A 19,135-nucleotide genomic window follows, 5' to 3' on the forward strand; every position below is an offset into this window, starting at 1 on the left:
ACCCACCCCCACCTCGACCACCGGCATGACCCGCACCGAAGCGCACACGGCCGCCCTGCTCGCCGCCCTCGACGAACCCACCGGAACGGAGTAACCCGCCTTTGGACCGACGCGAAGTCGCCGCCGTCCTCGCCTACATCGGCCGCCTCGATCCCCGCACCATCCCCGCCGGCACGGGCGATGCCCGTGACCAGATCGCCCAGTGGCAGGAGCTGCTCAGCGACGTGCCCTTCGCCACCGATCACGGCTGGGACGTCCGCGAGACGATACGGGCCCACGTCCTGGCCTCCCCGTATCCAATCCTCCCGGTGGACGTCGCCCGCAAGTGGCGCGCCTACCGTCGCGACCGCCTGGACCGGCACACCGATCCCACCCCGGTCGCCGATCCGGACAACCCCGTCGCCTGGCGCACCGAACTCCTCGGCACACGGCACGCCGTCGCCACCGGGATGGCCGCTCCCTCCTCGCACCGACAGCTCACCGGGGGCCCGCACCGGGACATCGATGCCCGCCTCGCCGCCGTCGGATCGTCCATCCCGCCGGCCGTCCGCGCGGCACTCGCCCCCTACCGGCCCGCGCGTGCCGCCCGCGAGGCTGCCGTCGCCGCCGGACAGCCCGACGCTCTCAGCGTCCCGTGCCGGTGGTGCCACGCCATCAAGGGCGAGCCCTGCCGCAGCCGGCGCCTCGGACTCGACGGCCACGCCCGGGGCAACGCACCCCGCATGAGACCGCACCCCACCCGCGTGGACCTCGCCGTGGCGGAGCTGGCCCGGCAGGAAGCCGCGTGACCGACGGCTGCCGTATCGGCGCCGGCGCCTGACCAACGGCCCCTCCGCCACACCCGAATCCCATCTTCACCGCCCGTCGGCAGCACCAATGCCATGCCCGGACGGCTTCCTCGGAGACCTCACCTCATGCCCGCCTGCGCCCACCCTGGAGATATCTGACTTGGCCTCCCCCACCCCGATAGCTCCGGCATCCACCCCCAGCTCCGACAGCCACCGCTCCCCCTTCACCCGGCTCCGAGCTCTCTACCGCCGCCACGCCGACGCACGAGCTGAGAGTCATCGCCCGAACCGCGGTGCACGATCCACCCTCGTCCTCGGCCTGATGGCTGTAGTCCTCATGGCCTTCCGAGTCTCGTGGAACGCCTTGTCCGACGTCGCCCGCGCCATCGGCGCCGACCCCACCGCCGCCCTGTTCTACCCGATCGTGGTCGACGGGCTGATGGCCCTCGCACTGATCGCCACACTCGTGCTGCCCGATGCCGACCGGAAGTTCGCCCTGCGGGTCCTGGCGACCTACACGATCGCCAGCCTCCTGCTGAACTACGTGCACGGCCTGACCCCCGCCCTGCACACCATGCCGACCCGGTGGGGCCGACTGACCGACTGGGACCCGGCGAACTGGGCCCTCGTACTCCTGGCGACCTCGCTCCCGGTCGGGTCGATCTACTTCGGGTCGGACCTCGTGGCGAAGGTGCTGCACCACCACCCCGAGTCGGCCGACTCTGCCGAAGCGGTTGGTCGGCAGGCCGACGAGCAGCCCGCACGGTCGAACTCTGACCAGGCCCTATCAGCCCCCGAGCCGCCGACCGCGTCGGCCCCCGCAAAAGCCGCCAAGACGCCCGTGGCCAAGCCGACCGAGGCCGACCAGGCAGCCCGCTCCACCCGACCGCGACGGTCGACCACCACGGTTGAGTCGACCGGAGCCGCCCCGCACCGTGCGACCGGGCAGGTCCCCTCCACCACAAAGTCGGCTCCCGACCGCACGCGCACCGACGCCGAAGTCCTCGACGAGGCCCGGCGCCTGACTGCCAGTTGGAGCGGCGACCAGCTGACCGCACAACGCCTGCGCAACGAACTCAGGATCAGCCAGAACCGCGCCCGCACCCTGCGCGACCACCTTCAGGCCGAGCGCACCGACCGGCCAGATCCCGCCGCCCACGACGGCTCCGAGACCGAGCCTCTCGACGGACGCGACGAAGCCGCCTCCGAGCGCCAGAGGCAACGCGGCACAGCCGCCGTCGCCACCACCTGAAACCCGCAAACACACCGACCGCCCCGCCCTTCCAGCTCACCCCGTGCCCCGGGCAGACAAGCCCGGGGCACGGGGATTGCGCACAGCGAAGCACCCGGTAACAGCACCCACGGAGAACCGGCCCATGCACGACCCGAACTACGAACTCCCCACAGCCGAAGGGGAGATGACCACCGGCCTGAACAGCGCAGCAAGTTGTACCGGAAGCGATGCTTCCGGAATTCCCGCCCCGGGGGCGGCGGGAACAGCCCGGCGCCAGGGGGCACCGGGCAGTCAGGCTGCGACCGAGGGCGGACCGCAGCAGGGAGGGAGGCGGGAGGCCGAGTCCGTGTCGACCAGACGTCAGCGTGCCCGTCTGCCGAAGTCCCGCAAGCGACTGAAGCAGCCCAGCTGCCGTATGAACGACACCGAGTTCAAGCGATTCACCGACGCCGCCGCCCACTGCCAGATGTCCAATGCCGCCTTCCTCGCCTACGCCGCCGACAAGGCCGCCCGCGACCTGAACCGCACCGCCGCCGAGATCGCGACGGAACGGGAAGTCATCAACGAGCTGTTCGCCGCCCGCCGGCACCTGGGCCGCATCCACGGCCTGTTCAACCAGGTCGCCAAGGCCCTCAACTCCGGCGCCGACGCACCCCACCTGGACGCGGCTGCGGGGGCCGTCGGAGACGCCGCCCGCCGCATGGAGGACGCCGCAGATGCTCTGCTCGCCCACCGCGACGGTGGTGCCCCTGCGTGATCCCCAGCATCCATGACCGCGGCAGCGAGACCATCGGCCTGATCCGCTACCTCTACGGCCCCGGCACCAAAGAGGAGCACATCGACCCGCACCTGGTGGCCGCCTTCGACCCGCTCACCCCCGACCCCGGCCGCGACCCGAAGGCCACCTACGAACAGCTCCAGCACCTGCTCGACCAGCCCGTCACCGCCCTGCCCGCCGGCAAGCGACCCGAGAAACACGTATGGCACCTGTCCGTGAGGGCCGCCCCCGAGGACCCGATCCTGCCCGACGAGGACTGGGCAGCCATCGCCCGCCGCATGGTCGCCACCACCGGCATCGCCCCCGACGGCGACGAAGCCGCCTGCCGCTGGGCGGCCGTCCGGCACGCCGACGACCACATCCACATCATCGCCACCCTCGTACGCGACGACGGCCGACGGCCCCGCCTGCACAACGAGGCCCGCCGCGCCCAGGCCGAGTGCCGCCGCATCGAAGTCGACTACGGACTGCGCCGCGTCCCGGCCGGGGACGGCACCGCCGCCAAGCGGCCGACCAGCGCCGAACGCCACAAGGCCGAACGCGAGGGCCGGGACCGCACCGCCCGCGAGGAGCTGCGCGAGACCGTGCGCCGCGCGGTGGCCGGCGCGAGCAGTGAGGAGGAGTTCCTCGACCGCCTCAAGGGTGCCGGGCTGCTCGTACGCACCAAGGTGCTGCCGTCCGGCGACTTGCAGGGATACAAGGTCGCCCTGCCCGACGACCGCAACGGGGACAAGGAACCGGTCTACTATGCCGGTTCCACCCTCGCCCCCGACCTGTCCCTGCCCCGCATCCGCAAGCGCTTCTCCGACGGCACCTCGGACCAGGGCCCGGGCACCACGCCCTCCGCCCCCGCCCCGAGCGGGCCCGCAATGGCACGGCGCCGGACGGCCACCGCCGTGTGGCAGGCGGTGCTGGTCATCGATCACGGTGAGGACGCACAGGTGGCCGCGCACATCGCCGCCGCCGGAGAGGTTCTGGACGCGCTCGCCAAGACCTCCGCCGCCCACACCCGCGCCGAACTGCGCGAGGCGGCCTTCGTGTTCGAGCGGGCCACCCGCTCCCACGTCCAGGCCGTGCGCGGACACGACCGTGCCCTGCGCCAGGCAGCCCGCGACCTCGTCCACAGCGGCCCCGCCCTCGGCCGCGGCGAAGATGGTGCCACCACCGCCATGGCGATCGACATGCTGTTCTTCCTCGTCACCGCCGCCGCCCACTGGCACGCCAAAAGGGAACACGCCCAACAGGCCGCCGCAGCCCGCGAGGCCGCCGGACACCTGCGCACGGCCTACCGAGCCGCAGCCGGTGTCCCCATGAACGTGCTCCATCAACATGGCCGACGCCTGTCGCAGCCCCTGCGACACAAGCACGCCGCCCATCTGCGGGCGGCGGTACCCGAGTTGGCCGAGCAGATCCTGGCCGAGCCGGGCTGGCACGCCCTGGCGGTCACCCTCGCCGACACCGAAAGCGCCGGCCACGATCCGGCGGCGCTGTTGGCGGAGGCTGCCGGACGACGGGAGTTGGGCACCGCCGACTCGATCAGTGACGTGCTGGTGTGGCGGCTGCGCCGGATGGCCGATCTACCCGCCGACGCCACCACGATGCCCGACCACACGCCTTCTGCCGCCAGGCGCAGCGGACGGGCAGTCTCGCCTGCTCCGAGCCGAGACGACCGGCCCCGCAAGATCCGCTGAGACGGTGCATACGCCGGTGCCCCTCTACCTAGGACAGGCAGAGGGGCACCGATGAGGCAGGTCGGTCCCAGGACTTGGCGCGTCAGCGGCGACGGATGGTCAGCCGGCCCTCGGCGCTCTTGGGCAACACTCGGCGGGGCACCGGGACCGGCGAGGCGAGCGAGGAAGCGAAAACAGCGACCAGGTCATGCGGAACGCTGGCGCTGAAACTGGCGCACCACAAGTACGGGAGGCCAAGAACGGGCTCTGCCCACGCCTGCCAACCGAACAGATCAGGGCGTGGGTCGGCGTCCTGGATGAACGGGGGCACTGGTTCGAGGGAGACGCTGGAGGAGAGTCCGGGATCGATAGCAGTCGTACGAGGGCGATCCACGTCGCGGACCCAGCCTTGCGCGCTGAGTACGTTGATCACCGTCTCGGCTCCCTCGAAGGCGAGGTCGGGCGCCTCACGGGCGTCGATCGCCATGAGGAGATCGGCGAGCACCTCGTACGGAACGCCGGTGGTGAAGTACGCGTTCCACTCCGCCATCGCGGCGTCGGCATGCGGACGGACACTCAACTGCCAAGCTATGGACAGCCCGCCCAGCTTGAACGGATAGGCCGCGAGGAGCCACTCCGCACCGCGCAGCCCGTCCGGACTCACGTAGAGCAGGGTGTCGCGGGCAGTGGGCCACATGCGCCAGCCGAGTTCGGCCAGGGTGTCGCCGATCCGCTCGGCGAGCATGCCGTCGTCGCCGGCCAAGTGGCGCGGGGTGACCCAGTAGACGGGATCTGGCGAGTCGGGAGGGGATGGTTCGCCGGGATGGTGCGGGAGCAGGGGCGCCTCCATGGCCATGGGCTCGGAAAGGCTCTCCGAGCAGGGTGTTGTACGTTGACATGCTCTGCCGCAGGACTCCAGTCCCTGCGGGATCTTCCGTGTCTGCCTCCGGCGAACTTGTCCTTTGACATCCATTCGAGGCTTTTGACAACGAACTAAGCCTTTTCGGCTTTTGTGACAGTGAACCTAGTCGTGTGGGGTGAGCACGCTGGAGGTGTTGTATGGCCGTACCGGCTGGAGAGGACGGAGCGGTGTCGTACGTCGATGTGTCGTGCGGGGATGCCGCGGGTATGCGTCGGCGGCGTCCCCTGCTGACCTGTGCGACGGCCAGGTTCGAGGAGGCGGTTCCGGTACGGCCGTCATCCGACATCACCCGTTCGTTTTCAGTAGCGCTCACCGGTGTGGGGATCACATCTCATCGGAGCGGGATTACCGCGTTCGGTGCGCGCAGGGCGGCACTGTATTGGTGACGGTCGAACTGGAAATGCAGGATCTACGTCACTGGCATGGCGGTTGATAGGGGTGGTCCGGCAGGTACTTCTTCCAGTCCTGCTCGGAGATGGGGTCGCCGACCGCGTTGCAGAGGTCCGTGATGACGTGCTGGGGATCGGCATCCCACAGGTCGACGCCCGCGGAGGCGCGCACCACGGCGAGGATCTTGCTGTCGGGGGTGAAGGCCAGTGAGTAGAAGGCTGATGCGGTCGGCATATAGAACTGCCGGGTGGGTGAGGCCGAGTCGCTCACGTCCCAGACCTCGGGGCGGGACGGGTTGTCCCCGTTGTCCTCGTTGTACGCGATCAGGGCGATGCGGGTCCCGTCGGGGCTGAACGCCAGTGCGCCGCCGAGGCTGCCGATGGACACCTTGACGGGGGAACCGACGAGGCGGTCACGGCGGACGTTCCACAGCCGGAGCGTTCCGGTGTCGTCGTAGAGCGCGAAGAGCTTTCCGTCCGGCCGGAACGCGAAATGAGCGAAGTCGGTGCCGGTGGGCAGGCGCACCGACCACGACGCGGACGGGTGCGCGGGATCGGTGACGTTCCAGCTGCGCACCAGCGGGCCCGCGGTGGGGCGGTCCGCCTTCTTTGTGCCCTGGGGGGACTCGTTCATGACGAGCGATCTGCCGTCCGGGGTGAAGCCGAGTCCGTATCCGGTCGTCTCGATCGTGGAGATGTGCCGCGGATGCCGGGGGTCGGCGATGTTGTAGAGCCGGACGACCTGGGGCTTGGGGTTGCTGGCCACGAGGCCGTTGTAGTCGGAGACGGCTAGGAGGGGCTTGGTCGGGCTGAAGGCGAGTGCTCCCACACCGTTGTTGACGTTGATCATGCTCAGCTTCTGTTTCGGGCTGGCTGTGCTGCGCAGAAAGAGATTGGCGTATGTCTGCTTGCCCTGCTTGTAGACCTCGGTGTCGGCGAGGAGTTTGCCGTCAGGGCTGAGGGCGATGTCCTGTCCCGAGAACATGTCGGGAGCGTGCGTCGAGACCAGCGCCTTGGACTTCAGATGCCGGAGATTGAGATCCCGCAGCCAGTTCGTGCCCACACCCTGGAAGGCGAGAAGCAGCTTTTTCCCGGACATCGCGAGGGCGAGCTGACTTCCGGTGCCGGGCGTCGGCGGTATGAATCCCAGCGCCCCCGGCTGGGCCCCGTTGGAGAGGTCCCAGACCTGGACGCCGCGGTCGGTGGCCTGGAGCAGCTGTTCGGCGTTGCCGGGGGCGAACAGGGCCACACCGCCGTTCGAGCTGTAGACGGTGTTCGACGCGCCTGGCAGGACCGCGTCGGTTCCGTAGGTGTAGATCCAGACCTTCCAGCTGCCGCCGCAGCTCGCGACGATCCGTTTGCTCTTCGAGGCGAACGCCATCGAGGTCACACTGTCGAAGCATCTGCTGGAGCCGGACGACACGCCTTTGTCGGCCGCCACGACCTGCCGGGGAGCCTGCGGGTCGTCGAGGGTCCACAGGGCCAGGTCGTCACTGGACGCGAAGGTGTCCGTCTTCTTCGGTTCCTCGGCCGGTGCAGCCAGTAGCCCGCCCGAACTGTCGAAGGCGATCCGGTGCAGGGGCCGCATGTGCTCGTCGTAGGAGGACGTGTACGGTGCCCCGCGCAGCGTGGCGACAGGCTTGGCGCCGGTTGCCTTCCACAGCTGTACTCGCCCGTCCACGCTCGCGCTCGCGAGCAGACCGCGCTTGGGGGAGACGGCCAGGGAGTCGACCTGCTTACCGTTGCCCCGGAGCGGGGACAGGGCGTGCGGTGCCGCCGGATCGCCGGTGTCCCAGCGGCGGATCTCGCCCGCCGAGGTACCGGCGAAGAGGGTGTTCCCGTCTGTGCCGAAGACCAGCGCGGTGACGGCGTCCGATGTCTTGGGCGCGGCCAGCTTCCGCGGTCGGCCGGGGTCGGAGATGTCCCACAACCGCACGGTCGCCGAGGCGGAGCCGTCGCTGTCGTAGGTGGCCGCGGCGAGCACGGTACCGTCGGCGGCCACCGCGATCGGGCCGGACAGAATTCCACCGATCCGCCCGTCGCCGTTCCTGGTACGCAGGACGATCGAGTCGCCGGTGGAGATGGCGAGCACTCGACCGTTCGCGCTGTAGGAGAGGTCGTAGGCCGGTTCGTCGCCGTTGATCACACCTGGAGTGCGCTGGCTGTTGAGGAGGGCGCTGCGGCCGGCTTTGTGGTCGATCCGGTACGAGAGCAGGCTGAGCTGCTTGGCCAGCCCGGGGTGGAGCTCGCGCTGGCCCTCGGCCTCGGCGGCCAGATACCGGGCGAGGTCGCGCTGTTGTGCCTGGTCGGCCCGCCGCCAGTAGATCCCCGCGCCGACCAGACCGGTCGTCGCCAGCAGGGCCAGGACGACGAAGAAGGTGAACGCGGCACGGCGGCGGCGGCCCTCCCGTGTGTGCTGGCGCCAGGAGCTCTCCATGAACTCGGCGGACACCGAGCTGAGAGGTGGGGCGCCCGGGGCAGCCGTGCGTTCCCGCATCGCGACGAGCCGGTTCCCTCGGTACAAGAGGGAGGAGTCCCGTTCGGACTGCTCCCAGCCCGCCGCGTCGGAGGCGAGCTGCTGACGGGCGCGCAGCAGGTCGCGATCCTCGTCGACCCACTGCCCCAGCTGGGGCCAGGCGCGCAACAGCGCTTCGTGGCTGATCCGGACCGTGTCTCGGTCGAGGGTGAGCAGGCGAGCGTCGGCGAACCGTTTGATCGCGTCCCGTGCGACCGCGTCGTCGGACACCCCGTGCAGGAGTACGGGCCACTCGACGGGCTGTGCGGTGTCGGCGGCGTCCTCGCCCACCCGGACCAGCCGGGGCAGCATGAGACGCACGGCCTCCTGGCCTTCCGCCTTGAGCCGGCCGTAGACCTTCTCCGCGGTGGTCGCGACGGCCTTCGTGATGCCGCCGGTGGCGAGGTAGCCGGAGACGGTGAGACGTAGGCCCTCGCGCTCCCTCCACGTCTCCTGCAGCACGTGGGACAGGAGGGGCAGCGCCTCTGCGGGGGACCGTCCGCCGGTCGCCCTGCCGAGCTCCTTCAGGATGAGGGGGGCGAGCTCGTCCTCGAGTTCCAACTGCGCGGTGCCCGCCGGTTCCTCGATCGAGGCGTGGAGTTCGCCGATGTCCATCGGATCGACCAGCAACTGACTCGCGCTCAGGACGGTCCGCAGTTCGGGGTGTGCGACTGCCTGGGCGTAGAAGTCCGCCCGCAGTGCGAAGACCACCAGGGCCCGCGGCTCGTGGCCTTCTCCAGGCTGGGCCAGCGCGGTCACCGCCCTCAGGAACGCCGTCTGTTCCTCCGGGTCCGCGCCGAGGGTGAACAGCTCCTCCAGCTGGTCGACGACCATGACCAGCCGTTGTCCCGGGCGGTCCAGCAGCGGGTCCACGAGTTCGGCCGCGTGGCCGTCCGCGAGCAGCGAGTATGCGGTGTCGGACGACTCGGGCGCGAGCGCGTCGGCGAGATTCCGGAGCGGGTTCTTGCCGGGGGTCAGACGCCGGCTGGGCCAGCGGGTCGACCCGGGCAGGCCGGGTAATCCGTGGGTGCGCAGTCCGGCCAGCAGACCGGCATTGAGCAGGGAGGTCTTTCCGGAGCCGGACGCCCCGACGAGAATCAGGGGGCCGGGTCCGCCGATAGCCGCCGCCGTCGCCTCCACAAGGCGCTCGGTCATCGCTGTCCGCCCGGCGAAGACATCGGCCCGGTCCACCGTGAAGGGGCCGAGCCCCGGGTAGGGGCAGACGCTGTCAGCGGGCGGCTGCCGAACCGGTGTCGAGGCGCGGGTCCGAAAAGCCGGGTTCGGCGCGATGACGAGATTGCCGGAGAGATCTCCGCTCACCCGGCGGGGCACGGGTTGCTGTCTGTCCCGCAGCTTCCTGTCCAAGGCGTAGTAGGCCGCGTCCAGGGTCAGCGACTGCTGCCCCTCGGCGTCGCCGGTCTCCAACAGCTCCAGGAACGCTCCGGTGAACGTGGTGTGTTCGGCGTCCTCCGGAGCGCGGGCCAGTAGCTCCGCCGACCCGAGGAGATACATCCCGTTCCCGGGGGCCGCGTTGAAAGCGGTGACTAATGAGGTGCCGCCGAGCGACGCGCGCCCGGAGAAACAGCAGTCCAGTACGACGACCTTGGACGCCGCCCGGCTCGCCAGCACCGCCTCCCGCAAGGCGGCGAAGGAGTACGCCTGGTGCTCGGCCATGCCGGGAGCGAGCTCCGCGGTGTTGCCGGCGGCCAGGTACAGATCCCCGCCCGGGGTGAGCAGACCGTGCCCGATGAAGTAGACCAGCAGAACGGTGTCCGCGCGCTTCGTCGCCCTGGCCACGGCAAGGGCCATGCTCTGGGCGTCGGCCGGGTCGAGCACCGCCGTCACATGCCCCGGGCGCACCCCGCAACGCTCGATCAGAGCCGTCCGCAGATCTCTGAAGCTGTCGGCGACCGAGGGTACCGAGGGCAGTCCGCCGTCCTGGTGCGTCGCGGTGGCGATCAGCAGAACCTGTACGCCCGCGCCGTCCAGATCGGTCATCGTTCCTCGCGGCGCTCGGGCGGGGCGATCCGCAAGGTCGCGTCTCCTTGCTGGCCCTGCGCGCCGAGCAGGGCCGCGACGTCGGCCACCTGCTGCCGTAGGGCTGCCGCGTCGAGATCGGCCACGTTCCTGGCGGAGACTTCCAGCGAACGGCGGTCAGGGAGCGACACCTTGATGCGTATCTCACTGCGCCGGGTACGCAGCCAGGCGATGACCGTCGTGGCCAGCGCGGTCGCCGCGGCGCCCGGACCGAGAGCCACCGTCAGCGCCTCAAGCAAAGGACCGAGCGTGCCCTTCCCTGGTGGGCTCTCTTTACACCCGACTCGGCCTCTCAACTCGTCGACATCCGTCAACCAGGCGTGCAGCGAGCGAAGTTCGTCGGCGGCCTCCGGGCCGCTAGTGTTCAGCGTCACTTCTCGCAGGCCCCCGTCGCCGCCGCGTCTAACCCGTTGCCTTCACGGCTGCAATGAGATTAGCGGCAGCTGCTGGGACTGACCAGGGCCACTGTTCTCTGCGGGACAAACGTGACTCCACCCCGCAGCGGTGAGGCAGGACAAGAACGCGGAAGCCGCATCAGGCGACCCGTGAGTGCCCACGGCAGACCGAAGCGTGATCAAGGCCGCCTGCACGCGCGGCTTCACCGCCATGGCCTCGTGAGCCGCACCCCGCGCGAGGTACGTAGCACAATCGGCCACCCCGGTGAGCGGGCAACTGCACTTGGAGGCAGCAAGGAGCCATCGGTGGCGTGACCATAGCCCCTCGAACGGCATCAGCACGAGCAGACTCGTCGACATCCAATCTAGTCGGCCCAGGTCAGCGAGCTGCACACGACTAAATTCGCTGTCGAAGGACAGAACTGGTGAATTGGGGCCTGCAGCAACCGGATCCGGCCATCCCCGAGGCCCGCACCGAGCGCACTGCTCGTCGCCCCGCCCCCGGCCGCGTAACGTCAACTTCCGTACTCACCTGGCAAGTTTCGGCAAGTTCCTGGCTCCACGGCGCACCCACGGGCAAGCTCTGGCACAGAGATCGTTACCGGCATCCGAGGAGGACATCATGGCCCTGCGCAAGCTCGGTAAGGACCCGGAGAGTCCCAGTGGCGGCTCCCCCACCATCTACCTCGACGAGGAGAAGGACAGCTACCTCGTGCAGGGGCTGAAGGTGGAGGACATCGAGCGCCTCGGGCAGATGGACATCCCCGGCCATGAGTCGGTGGTGGAGATCCCCCGGCGCATGGTGCAGTTCTTCCTGGAGGTGAAGAAGGTTGACGAGGACCCCGACGTTTGAGGAGCTGTTCCGCGCCTGCCAGCGGACGGCTGTCCATCTGGAGATGCGCGACGCCTACATGAAGTCGGACCCGGCCTTCATCGACTGGAAGGCCGGCATCGCACTCGACCCGGTCGAGCGCTGGGGCGACTGGCACGCCATCGTCACGGAGGCGACCTCGCGAAGCGTCGAGGTCCGCCGGGCCCGCGTCGTCTCGACTCCGGTCAGTGAGTACATCCGCTTCGAGTACGACGTGACGGACGGACTCAACATCGCCGCCGGCGAGGACGTCCGCTGGCTCTCCCGGCGAAGCGCCACGGACCTCGCACTCCCGGGCAACGACTTCTGGCTCTTCGACTCCAACCTCGTCCTCGTCAACCACTTCGACGGAGAGGGCGAGAACATGGAGGTGGAACTCACGGACGACCCGGCGGTCGCCAAGCTCTGCGAGTCGGCCTTCGAGGCCGTGTGGGCGCGGGCAACACCGCACGCAGAGTTCCAGCCGGTCTGACAACCCGAACAGCACCTTCGCAGCGACATGACATCGCCATCTTCGAGCGTTCAGGAAGCCCGCAGGGCTCTCGGCAAACGCCTGAGCGAAATCCGGCTCGAAGCCGGGCTCACCAAACGAGCGTTGGCCAGCAGCCTCGGCTGGCACGAGTCGAAGTGTTCGCGCTTCGAGAGCGGCACGCGTCCGCCCTCGGAGCGCGACCTGCGTGCGTGGGCCGCTGCGTGCGGCGCGGAGAGCGCGGCCGAGGATCTCGTCTCGACGGCCCGAGGCATCGAGGGCATGTACGTCGAGTGGCGCCGGATGGAGCGCACCGGCCTGAAGCAGGCCCAGGAGTCCGTCCTCCCTCTGTGGGAACGCACCCAGCGCTTCCGTATCTACTCGCCGTGGCTCATTCCCGGCCCGATACAGACGGCCTCGTACATCACCGCGCTGCTCACCTCAATTCGCGACCGCCGCGGCCTCATTGATGACGTGCCGGCGGCCGTCAAGGTGCGCGTGAAAAAGCAGCAGATCGTGTACGGCAACCACACGTTCGCGATCCTCCTGGAAGAGGGAGCGCTTCGAAAACGCATAGGCGGGACGGAGGTGATGGCCGGCCAACTCGGCTATCTGCTCAGCGTTATGGCGCTGCCCTCGGTGAGTATCGGCATCATCCCTGAAGACGCAGACCGTTCCGGCCTCTGGCCGGTCGAGGGTTTCTTCCTGTACGACGACCACACGGTCCACGTCGAACTCGTCTCGGCCCATCTCGCCGTCACGCAGAAGCAGGAACTTGCCATGTATGCCCAGACGTTCACGGATCTGGCCGAGCTTGCCGTCTATGGCTCGGCAGCGCGAGAAATCATCACGGCGGCCATCGAATCCCTGGGGTGAATGCCGGGCAAGTTCCGGCACACTCGTAGAGCCCTTCCCGTCGCCCTTCTTAGCGTTACTGGCACGGCCGGAAACGCGCATTGAAGGGGCGAGACGGTGATCACTGTGGCAAGTAGCGGCAAGGCATCGAGAGCAACCGACAGCGCGGGAACCGAAGTTCTCCCCGTCGACGTCGAGACGATTTCGGAAAGCACCGAGACGGCCCTCTCCATGCAGATGGCCACCTCCACCCGCAAGGACATGGACACCGCCCTGCCGGAGATCGTCGGGCACCTCAACCTTCTGCTCGGTGAGGATCTGGGGGCGGACGAGGACGAGGACGTACGGGAGTTGTTCCGTACGGGGTACCGGCTTCTCGACCTGCAGAACCGTCCGACCGCGGAGACACCGTCGTTCGGCGCCTTCATCTACCTCCGGGATGCTGCCGACGTCACGCGAAGGCTCCTGTGGATCTACACACAGCGTCATGGGCTCGGTGCCCCGTGAGTATCCGGGAGGACCAGATCGTCCGGGAGTTGTCCCACTACATCCACGAGCACCCCGCCGAGACGATGTCGCTCATGCCCGTGTACGACGCTGCACGTGATCACGCGCAGCGCGGAGCCTGCCTCCACGACATGCGCTGTCCCCTGGTGATGACCGGAGCGGTCGTTGTGGACGAGCACCACCGTGTGCTGTCCCTACGGCACGGAGGTGGCTTCGCTCTCGCCGAGGCTCGGCCTGAGCCCCAGGACGATTCGCTCAGCGGCGCGGCCTTGCGGCTCCTGGCCCAAGAGGTCGGCATCCGCGACGTGTGGACGGAGCCCGGCGGCGAGGGCCCTTTCCTCCTCGACGTGTCCAGGGCCAGGCCCGAGCACGGCCCCCGCATCAGGGTCGGCTTCAGGTATCTCTTCCGGGCCCACTCGGGAGCTGTCCTCCCCACGATGATCGAGACCGGCACAGCTGCCTGGGTGCCCGTGGCCGATATCGGCATTACGTCGGTCCGTGAGCGCCTACGCGGTCATCTGGTCGGCGCCGCATGAGTCCCCGCAACCAGCAACTCGCCTACGTGGCAAGTCTCTTGGCGCTCGGCGGTTCGATCCTCCTGGCCATCTGGAGGAGCTGAATGTACGAGCGCCGCACCACCGAGCCAACCCCTGTGCCTCCTCCCCTCGGCACAATCCCCGGTTACAGGCAACCAAGCGATGTCCACGTAGGCGATTTCGTGTTCCTCGACGGGTTGTACCTGCGGGTCTGCGACATGAGGTCCGCCGGCACCGCAGGGCGCCGCGTTCTGATCTTCGACGGGCACTCCCCGTGGGTCATGAAGGAGTCTGCGACCACGTACCGGCCCGTCGAACTTCTCTGATCCCGGCCCCCATTCAGCCACCACCAGAACTGCCACCTCACGCCAGCGAGGAGCTTCGCCATGCGCTTCCGCAAGATCCACGGAGCGGGGAACGACTTCGTCCTGTTGTCCGACCCCGCGCCGGACGGTGAGAAGGACTGGTCGAAGGAGGCCGAGCGCCTCTGTGCCAGGCGAACCGGCGTAGGCGCGGACGGCCTTGTCATCAGCAGCCTGATCAGCATCAGCCCGGTCGTCCTCGAAGTCGGCTGCTTCAACGCCGACGGCTCGATCGCGACGATGTGCGGCAACGCGCTGCGGTGTACCGCCTGGGCCGCGCACCACGACCACGGCTTCCGCGAGATGAGTCTGCGCATGGCCGGGGTGATGCACGAGGCGATCGTTAGCGACGACTCCGTGTGGGTCACCGCCGAGATCGGCGCGGTCCATCCCCGACGCGTGCAGACCGTCATCAACGGCAAGCTCACCTGGTTCGACAGCGCCCACACCGGCACCGAACACGTCGTCGCCATCGTGGACGACGTGGATGCCATCGACGCGGTACTCGTCGGACGCCTCGTCCGCCACCACCCGGACCTGGCCCCGCTGGGGACGAACGTCAACTTCGTACAAGCCGCCGGCCGCCAGGCGCTGAAGATCCGCACCTACGAGCGCGGCGTCGAGGCGGAAACCCTGTCGTGCGGGAGCGGAGCCGTCGCGGCCGTTGTCATCGCCACCCTGCGCGGACTCGTGTCGCCGCACGCTGTCACCGTCCACAACCGCGCCGGGGAACCGCTCACGGTCCGGCCACATCCCGACCGGCCGAAGCGGACTCACTGGGTCGGCGGTCCGGTCACCCACACCTTCGAAGGGGTCCTCGCATGACTCAGTTCCTCGACTCCAGCTCTGACCTCGCGGTGCGCGAGGCCGCCCAGAACCTTCGCAACTGGCAGCGCGACCGCGAGGGACTCGGTGTCGCCCTCGTCCACGGGCCGGTGTCAGCCGAGGACCGGCTCTACCACTCGAAGTGCCCCGTGGACCAGCGCTCCGTGACCGCCCTGTCCGAGGCCCTCGACGACATCGGCGCCCGCTGGAAAGTGCTGAACCCGTGCGAGCCGGGCTTCATCACGGAGTTGGCCGGCTACGACGTCGCCCTCTCGAACCTGCACGGGCCATACGGGGAGGACGGGAGGCTCCAGGGCCTGCTCGACTACCTGCGCGTGCCGTACTGCGGCAGCGGAGTCGCGGCGTCCGCGGTGGCCGCCGACAAGATCCTGTGCAAGCGGGTGATGCTGAGCCTCGGCGTCCCCACGCCCGGGTGGTGGGTGTGGTCCGGCGGATCAACGCAGTGGAACGGACGCGCCGCGATGGTCAAACCACCGTTCGGCGGCTCCAGCGTGGGCATGAGCCTGGTACGCGAACAGGCCGATCTTCCCCGGGCGTTGGCGGACGCGGCCGGCGAAGAAGGCGATGCCGTACTGGTCGAGGACTATCTGACCGGCGTACCGCTGACCGTGGGGCTCCTCGAACTCCCTGAAGGCGCGGTCGTGGTGTTCCCTCCGCTGGCCACCGAGGCGACCGAGGCGGAGTTCTACGACGCCGACACCAAGCTCGACGTGGACTCCAGGGGCGCCGTGGTCGTGCGGGCCGCCGAGTTGTCGCCGGAGGTGCTGGCCAAGGTCACCGAGTGCGCCACGACGCTGTGGGACGGACTCGGGTTGCGTGGTTCGGCGCGCGTCGACTTCATCCTCGCCGAGGACGACGAGCCGTACGTGCTGGAGGTCAACAGCACGCCGGGCATGTCCCGTGACAGCAACTTCGTGGTGGGCGCCGCGATGGTCGGACTCACGCACACGGACGTCGTAGTGGCCATGCTGCATGAGGCGTTGACCCGACCGCCCTACGATGTCCCCCTGCCCACTCCCGCGTTTCCAGCACCACGCTGACCCGGGAGGCTGCCGTCTCACCGTAGGAGCCCGCCCGCTGTGTCGCGCGTCCACGATGTCCCCATGTGCCGACAGCTCATCGCCCCCGAGGAGTGGGATCGGCACGGAGGCTGGGCACTCGGGGACAGGGTGGAATGGTCCAACCGCGCGTGCGGCCTGGCCTCGCTGAGAATGATCCTGCTCGCCTACGGGCGCGAGGCACCCACGGTCACGGAACTGCTGAAACTCGCGGTCAAGCAAGAGGTCCTGACCCCGCGTGGAGCACTACATGCAGGGATCGCGAGCCTGGCCACCGACCTCGGCGTCCCATCGGCCGCAGAGCCCGTACCGGTCGGAGAACTGCTCGGCCACCTCGATGACGCACCCGTCATCGTGTCCGTCACCGAGCAGCTCCCCGACGACGGCCGTTCCGGAGGCCACCTCGTCATCCTCCGCGGCTACGAGAACGGCCCCGACCCGACGATCTTCATCCGGGACCCGTCGGCCTGGGGCCAGACGCACGATCAAGTCCCCCTGACTCGCCTGTCCCCTTCCTACGCCGGCCGCGCGATCACCTTCGCGCCCCTGAACAACGGAGAGTCCTGATGACCGAGGCAGACGGCGACACGACCCAGGCCGCAGGCGGCCGGAGGATCGCCGTACTCGGAGAAATGCTGGAGCTCGGCGACGAAGCCGTCGAAGCCCACCGCGCGGTCGGCCGCATGGCAGCCGAGAACGGCGTCGATCTCGTCGTAGCGGTCGGCGACACACTCGCCAAGCAACTCGCCCTCGCGGCGGGCGCGGCAGGCGTCCCGGACATCGCGATGGTCGGCGACAACGGCACCGCCGCCGCATACCTGGCCTCCATCCTCCGCCCCGGCGACGTCGTTCTCGTGAAGGCGTCCCGCGGCGGACAGCTCTGGCAGATCGCCCAAGCACTCACGGGGCAGCCCGTCACCGGCCTGTGAACAGCCGTCGGCCTGCTGGGTGGCCAGCGGTAGCCGCACGTGACGTGCTTGAGGCGAAGCCGGTTCTTGCGGATGTGGATGTAGTCCGCATCCAGGTCGTCGCCTGCCTGGTGGAGGCCGAGCGCCAGGGCGACGACAGAAACACTCGTGGGCTCACGAGCGGGACCCTCAGGGGTTGGTATGAATGCCGACGCCCACGCCTTTCGCCCATGCACTGATCATTTCGTGAGACCGGCGTCCCCAGGCTGGCAGGTTGATCTTGCCGTCGTGGGTGAGCTGTTCGGCCTCGACGACTCCGAAGTGCTGATAGCAGTCGGCGAGCAGGCCGGCCGCCACCTGCACCAGGAGGCTTGCGTCGTCGGCCGCACCGAGCAGGAGACCGGTTTGGCCGACGGCCAGTTGTTGGTCGGTGGAGCCGAAGACCATGTGTGCCGTGCTGCCGCGATCGCTGGCCAGTCCGCAGGCCCGGCCGTTGGCGCCGACGCTCAGGGTCAGGCGGGCGGTCGCAGTACCGGAGGCGCCGGCGCGGGTCGCGCTGTGCTGGATCAGGTACTGCAGTATGGCCTCTCTCTTCCGGCCGGGACAGTCGGCGGTCAATGCCGTCGCGCCCTGGTGGACGCGCGCTCTCCCGATGCGGTGGGTTCCTGGCACGTGCCGTCCCCGACGCTGCCGTCCGGCCTTCCGCTCGCTCGCCGTGCGTTCCTCGGCGAGTGCGTCAGCAGGACGACACCAAGCCCTGCCGCCACGATCTGCGCGGCGGCTGCCATACCCAGAAGCGGTGCGGCACCCAGTGCGCCCAGGGCACCGATCCCGGCTGCTCCCGCCGCGGCCGCCGTGCTCTTCAGACCGGCGCCGAGGGTGAAGATCTGGGTGCGCAACGGCTGCGGCGCGTAGCGTTCGCGTGCGGCGAGCAGGGTGCTGAACAGCGGACCCGTTGCCCAGCCCGCCGTGGCGAACAGCGCCGTGGTCAGTGCCATTCCGGCGACACATGCGGCCAAGGCCAAAGGCAGTGCGATCAGCGGCAGGCACAGCAGCACTACTCGTTCGGGCCGGGTACGGGTCCAGGGTTTGACGGCGTAGGTGAGGGAGCCGGCCATGGCGCCGACGGCGAAGGCGGTCATCAGACCGCCCGCCGCCCAGCCCGCATGACGTTCGGTCGCCAGGAGCGCCGTGATGACGGGCAAGGCTCCGATGCCGATCTGGCCGATACTGCTGGCCCAGGTGACGGACCGCAGCGGTGGGTTGCTCAGGATTTCCCGCGCGCCGGCCGCGAGGACGGCGGGCCGTAGTGCGTCGGTCGTACGGCCCTTGGTGGGAGGGCGGACAGGCAGCCGCAGCAGGGTCACAGCACAGGCGCCGATCAGCGCGGCCGTGCCGAGGGCGAAGAGAGCCGCGCCCGGTCCGATCGTGGTGGCCAGAATCGCTGCCAGCGCGGGGCCGAGGATGCCTGCCAGGTTGTAGGTGGTGGAGTCGATGCTGAAGGCGCGGGTGAGGGCTCGCTCGGGGAGGAGTTCGGCTAGCAGGCTGGTGAGTCCCCCGGTGACCAGGGGCGCGCAGCAGCCGGCCGCGAGGACCAGGAGCAGGACGAGGGGCGTGGGGAGACGGCCCAGCGCCCATGCCGTCGCGGCCAGACCGGTGCCGTAGGCGGCCAGGCCCAGGCCGTGGAAGAGCTTGCGGTGGCGGACCCAGTCGGCGAGGGCGCCGGCCACGGGAGCCGCGACCACGTGGGGCACCATCAGCGCGGCGACCAGGAGGCCGCCGAGGCTTGCGCTGTGTTCGCGGGCCAGGGCGAGCAGAACGAGTGCGACGCGCGCTCCCTCGTCGGCCAGACGCGCCGGTATCGCAACGCCGAGGTAACAGGCCGTGGGCGTGGCGACGGCGGCGGGTGCGGCGGTGGCGGCCATCGAGGTCCTGCCCGTCATCAGGGGGCCGTGGCACGGTATGGAACCGGCCCCGGATTTCCGCGAGCGTTAT

18 protein-coding genes and 1 pseudogene are annotated in these 19,135 nt (G+C 69.4%); 14 read left to right on the forward strand and 5 right to left on the reverse strand.

Annotated features, from left to right (window positions below; genetic code table 11):
* The 5 genes and pseudogenes from JHN63_RS17720 to JHN63_RS17740 all read left to right on the forward strand — a co-directional run.
* Nucleotides 1-94: pseudogene (locus JHN63_RS17720) on the forward strand (helix-turn-helix domain-containing protein); the annotation flags it as partial.
* A gap of 7 nt (nucleotides 95-101) precedes the next feature.
* Nucleotides 102-788, forward strand: a complete 687-nt coding sequence (locus JHN63_RS17725; RefSeq protein ID WP_200682039.1) for a hypothetical protein — start codon at nucleotides 102-104, stop codon at nucleotides 786-788.
* A gap of 322 nt (nucleotides 789-1,110) precedes the next feature.
* Entirely contained in the window at nucleotides 1,111-2,040 is a 930-nt protein-coding gene (locus JHN63_RS17730; protein WP_200682040.1) for a DUF2637 domain-containing protein, read from the forward strand.
* A gap of 397 nt (nucleotides 2,041-2,437) precedes the next feature.
* A complete protein-coding gene (locus JHN63_RS17735) occupies nucleotides 2,438-2,779 on the forward strand; it encodes a plasmid mobilization relaxosome protein MobC (protein ID WP_200682079.1) in 342 nt (113 codons plus the stop codon).
* Nucleotides 2,776-4,491 (forward strand): relaxase/mobilization nuclease domain-containing protein, encoded by a 1,716-nt coding sequence (locus JHN63_RS17740; RefSeq protein WP_200682041.1) that lies wholly within the window; start codon nucleotides 2,776-2,778, stop codon nucleotides 4,489-4,491. The genes JHN63_RS17735 and JHN63_RS17740 overlap by 4 nt, the downstream gene beginning before the upstream one ends.
* A gap of 82 nt (nucleotides 4,492-4,573) precedes the next feature.
* Here JHN63_RS17740 and JHN63_RS17745 read toward each other — a convergent pair whose 3' ends face one another.
* The 3 genes from JHN63_RS17745 to JHN63_RS17755 form a co-directional block, all read right to left on the reverse strand.
* Nucleotides 4,574-5,320, reverse strand: a complete 747-nt coding sequence (locus JHN63_RS17745; protein ID WP_200682042.1) for a DUF317 domain-containing protein — start codon at nucleotides 5,318-5,320, stop codon at nucleotides 4,574-4,576.
* Between the two features lie 486 nt (nucleotides 5,321-5,806).
* Nucleotides 5,807-10,294: a caspase family protein gene (locus JHN63_RS17750; RefSeq protein WP_200682043.1), complete on the reverse strand. Its 4,488-nt coding sequence runs from the start codon at nucleotides 10,292-10,294 to the stop codon at nucleotides 5,807-5,809.
* Entirely contained in the window at nucleotides 10,291-10,707 is a 417-nt protein-coding gene (locus tag JHN63_RS17755; RefSeq protein WP_307781909.1) for a hypothetical protein, read from the reverse strand. The genes JHN63_RS17750 and JHN63_RS17755 overlap by 4 nt, the downstream gene beginning before the upstream one ends.
* Nucleotides 10,708-11,350: 643 nt before the next feature.
* Between JHN63_RS17755 and JHN63_RS17760 the strand changes: the two genes are divergently transcribed.
* The 9 genes from JHN63_RS17760 (at nucleotide 11,351) to JHN63_RS17800 (ending at nucleotide 17,161) form a co-directional block, all read left to right on the forward strand.
* Complete coding sequence (locus JHN63_RS17760; RefSeq protein ID WP_067022411.1) at nucleotides 11,351-11,581, forward strand: hypothetical protein; 231 nt, start codon at nucleotides 11,351-11,353, stop codon at nucleotides 11,579-11,581.
* Complete coding sequence (locus JHN63_RS17765; protein WP_200682045.1) at nucleotides 11,559-12,071, forward strand: DUF6879 family protein; 513 nt, start codon at nucleotides 11,559-11,561, stop codon at nucleotides 12,069-12,071. The genes JHN63_RS17760 and JHN63_RS17765 overlap by 23 nt, the downstream gene beginning before the upstream one ends.
* A 27-nt stretch (nucleotides 12,072-12,098) precedes the next feature.
* On the forward strand, nucleotides 12,099-12,944 hold the full coding sequence (locus JHN63_RS17770; RefSeq protein WP_200682046.1) for a helix-turn-helix transcriptional regulator: 846 nt from the start codon (nucleotides 12,099-12,101) through the stop codon (nucleotides 12,942-12,944).
* A 210-nt stretch (nucleotides 12,945-13,154) separates the two neighbouring features.
* Nucleotides 13,155-13,430, forward strand: coding sequence for a hypothetical protein (locus JHN63_RS17775; protein ID WP_234477291.1), 276 nt, complete (start codon nucleotides 13,155-13,157; stop codon nucleotides 13,428-13,430).
* Entirely contained in the window at nucleotides 13,427-13,966 is a 540-nt protein-coding gene (locus tag JHN63_RS17780; RefSeq protein ID WP_200682048.1) for an NUDIX domain-containing protein, read from the forward strand. The genes JHN63_RS17775 and JHN63_RS17780 overlap by 4 nt, the downstream gene beginning before the upstream one ends.
* 386 nt (nucleotides 13,967-14,352) lie before the next feature.
* Nucleotides 14,353-15,153 carry a diaminopimelate epimerase gene (dapF, locus tag JHN63_RS17785; RefSeq protein WP_200682049.1) on the forward strand — a complete coding sequence of 267 codons (801 nt, stop codon included), beginning with the start codon at nucleotides 14,353-14,355 and terminating at the stop codon, nucleotides 15,151-15,153.
* A complete protein-coding gene (locus JHN63_RS17790) occupies nucleotides 15,150-16,214 on the forward strand; it encodes an ATP-grasp domain-containing protein (protein WP_234477292.1) in 1,065 nt (354 codons plus the stop codon). Before dapF ends, JHN63_RS17790 begins: the two co-directional genes overlap by 4 nt.
* 63 nt (nucleotides 16,215-16,277) lie before the next feature.
* Complete coding sequence (locus JHN63_RS17795) at nucleotides 16,278-16,799, forward strand: C39 family peptidase (protein WP_200682050.1); 522 nt, start codon at nucleotides 16,278-16,280, stop codon at nucleotides 16,797-16,799.
* Nucleotides 16,799-17,161, forward strand: coding sequence for a glutamate ligase domain-containing protein (locus JHN63_RS17800; RefSeq protein WP_200682051.1), 363 nt, complete (start codon nucleotides 16,799-16,801; stop codon nucleotides 17,159-17,161). Before JHN63_RS17795 ends, JHN63_RS17800 begins: the two co-directional genes overlap by 1 nt.
* A 168-nt stretch (nucleotides 17,162-17,329) precedes the next feature.
* Here the strand turns inward: JHN63_RS17800 and JHN63_RS17805 are convergent, their stop codons facing one another.
* Nucleotides 17,330-17,758 (reverse strand): hypothetical protein, encoded by a 429-nt coding sequence (locus JHN63_RS17805; RefSeq protein WP_200682052.1) that lies wholly within the window; start codon nucleotides 17,756-17,758, stop codon nucleotides 17,330-17,332.
* On the reverse strand, nucleotides 17,755-19,083 hold the full coding sequence (locus tag JHN63_RS17810; protein WP_200682053.1) for an MFS transporter: 1,329 nt from the start codon (nucleotides 19,081-19,083) through the stop codon (nucleotides 17,755-17,757). Before JHN63_RS17810 ends, JHN63_RS17805 begins: the two co-directional genes overlap by 4 nt.
* Nucleotides 19,084-19,135: the final 52 nt, after the last annotated feature.

It is taken from the genome of Streptomyces sp. MBT65 (assembly GCF_016612545.1).
Classification (GTDB): Bacteria; Actinomycetota; Actinomycetes; order Streptomycetales; family Streptomycetaceae; genus Streptomyces.

What these genes read in the sequence shown, in the direction of transcription:
- JHN63_RS17810 (WP_200682053.1), bottom strand. Translation starts at nt 19,083, where the DNA reads ATGACGGGCAGGACCTCGATGGCCGCCACCGCCGCACCCGCCGCCGTC.
- JHN63_RS17795 (WP_200682050.1), top strand. Translation starts at nt 16,278, where the DNA reads ATGTGCCGACAGCTCATCGCCCCCGAGGAGTGGGATCGGCACGGAGGC.
- JHN63_RS17745 (WP_200682042.1), bottom strand. Translation starts at nt 5,320, where the DNA reads ATGGAGGCGCCCCTGCTCCCGCACCATCCCGGCGAACCATCCCCTCCC.
- JHN63_RS17800 (WP_200682051.1), top strand. Translation starts at nt 16,799, where the DNA reads ATGACCGAGGCAGACGGCGACACGACCCAGGCCGCAGGCGGCCGGAGG.
- JHN63_RS17770 (WP_200682046.1), top strand. Translation starts at nt 12,099, where the DNA reads ATGACATCGCCATCTTCGAGCGTTCAGGAAGCCCGCAGGGCTCTCGGC.
- JHN63_RS17760 (WP_067022411.1), top strand. Translation starts at nt 11,351, where the DNA reads ATGGCCCTGCGCAAGCTCGGTAAGGACCCGGAGAGTCCCAGTGGCGGC.
- JHN63_RS17735 (WP_200682079.1), top strand. Translation starts at nt 2,438, where the DNA reads ATGAACGACACCGAGTTCAAGCGATTCACCGACGCCGCCGCCCACTGC.
- JHN63_RS17750 (WP_200682043.1), bottom strand. Translation starts at nt 10,294, where the DNA reads ATGACCGATCTGGACGGCGCGGGCGTACAGGTTCTGCTGATCGCCACC.
- dapF (WP_200682049.1), top strand. Translation starts at nt 14,353, where the DNA reads ATGCGCTTCCGCAAGATCCACGGAGCGGGGAACGACTTCGTCCTGTTG.
- JHN63_RS17775 (WP_234477291.1), top strand. Translation starts at nt 13,155, where the DNA reads ATGCAGATGGCCACCTCCACCCGCAAGGACATGGACACCGCCCTGCCG.
- JHN63_RS17730 (WP_200682040.1), top strand. Translation starts at nt 1,111, where the DNA reads ATGGCTGTAGTCCTCATGGCCTTCCGAGTCTCGTGGAACGCCTTGTCC.
- JHN63_RS17790 (WP_234477292.1), top strand. Translation starts at nt 15,150, where the DNA reads ATGACTCAGTTCCTCGACTCCAGCTCTGACCTCGCGGTGCGCGAGGCC.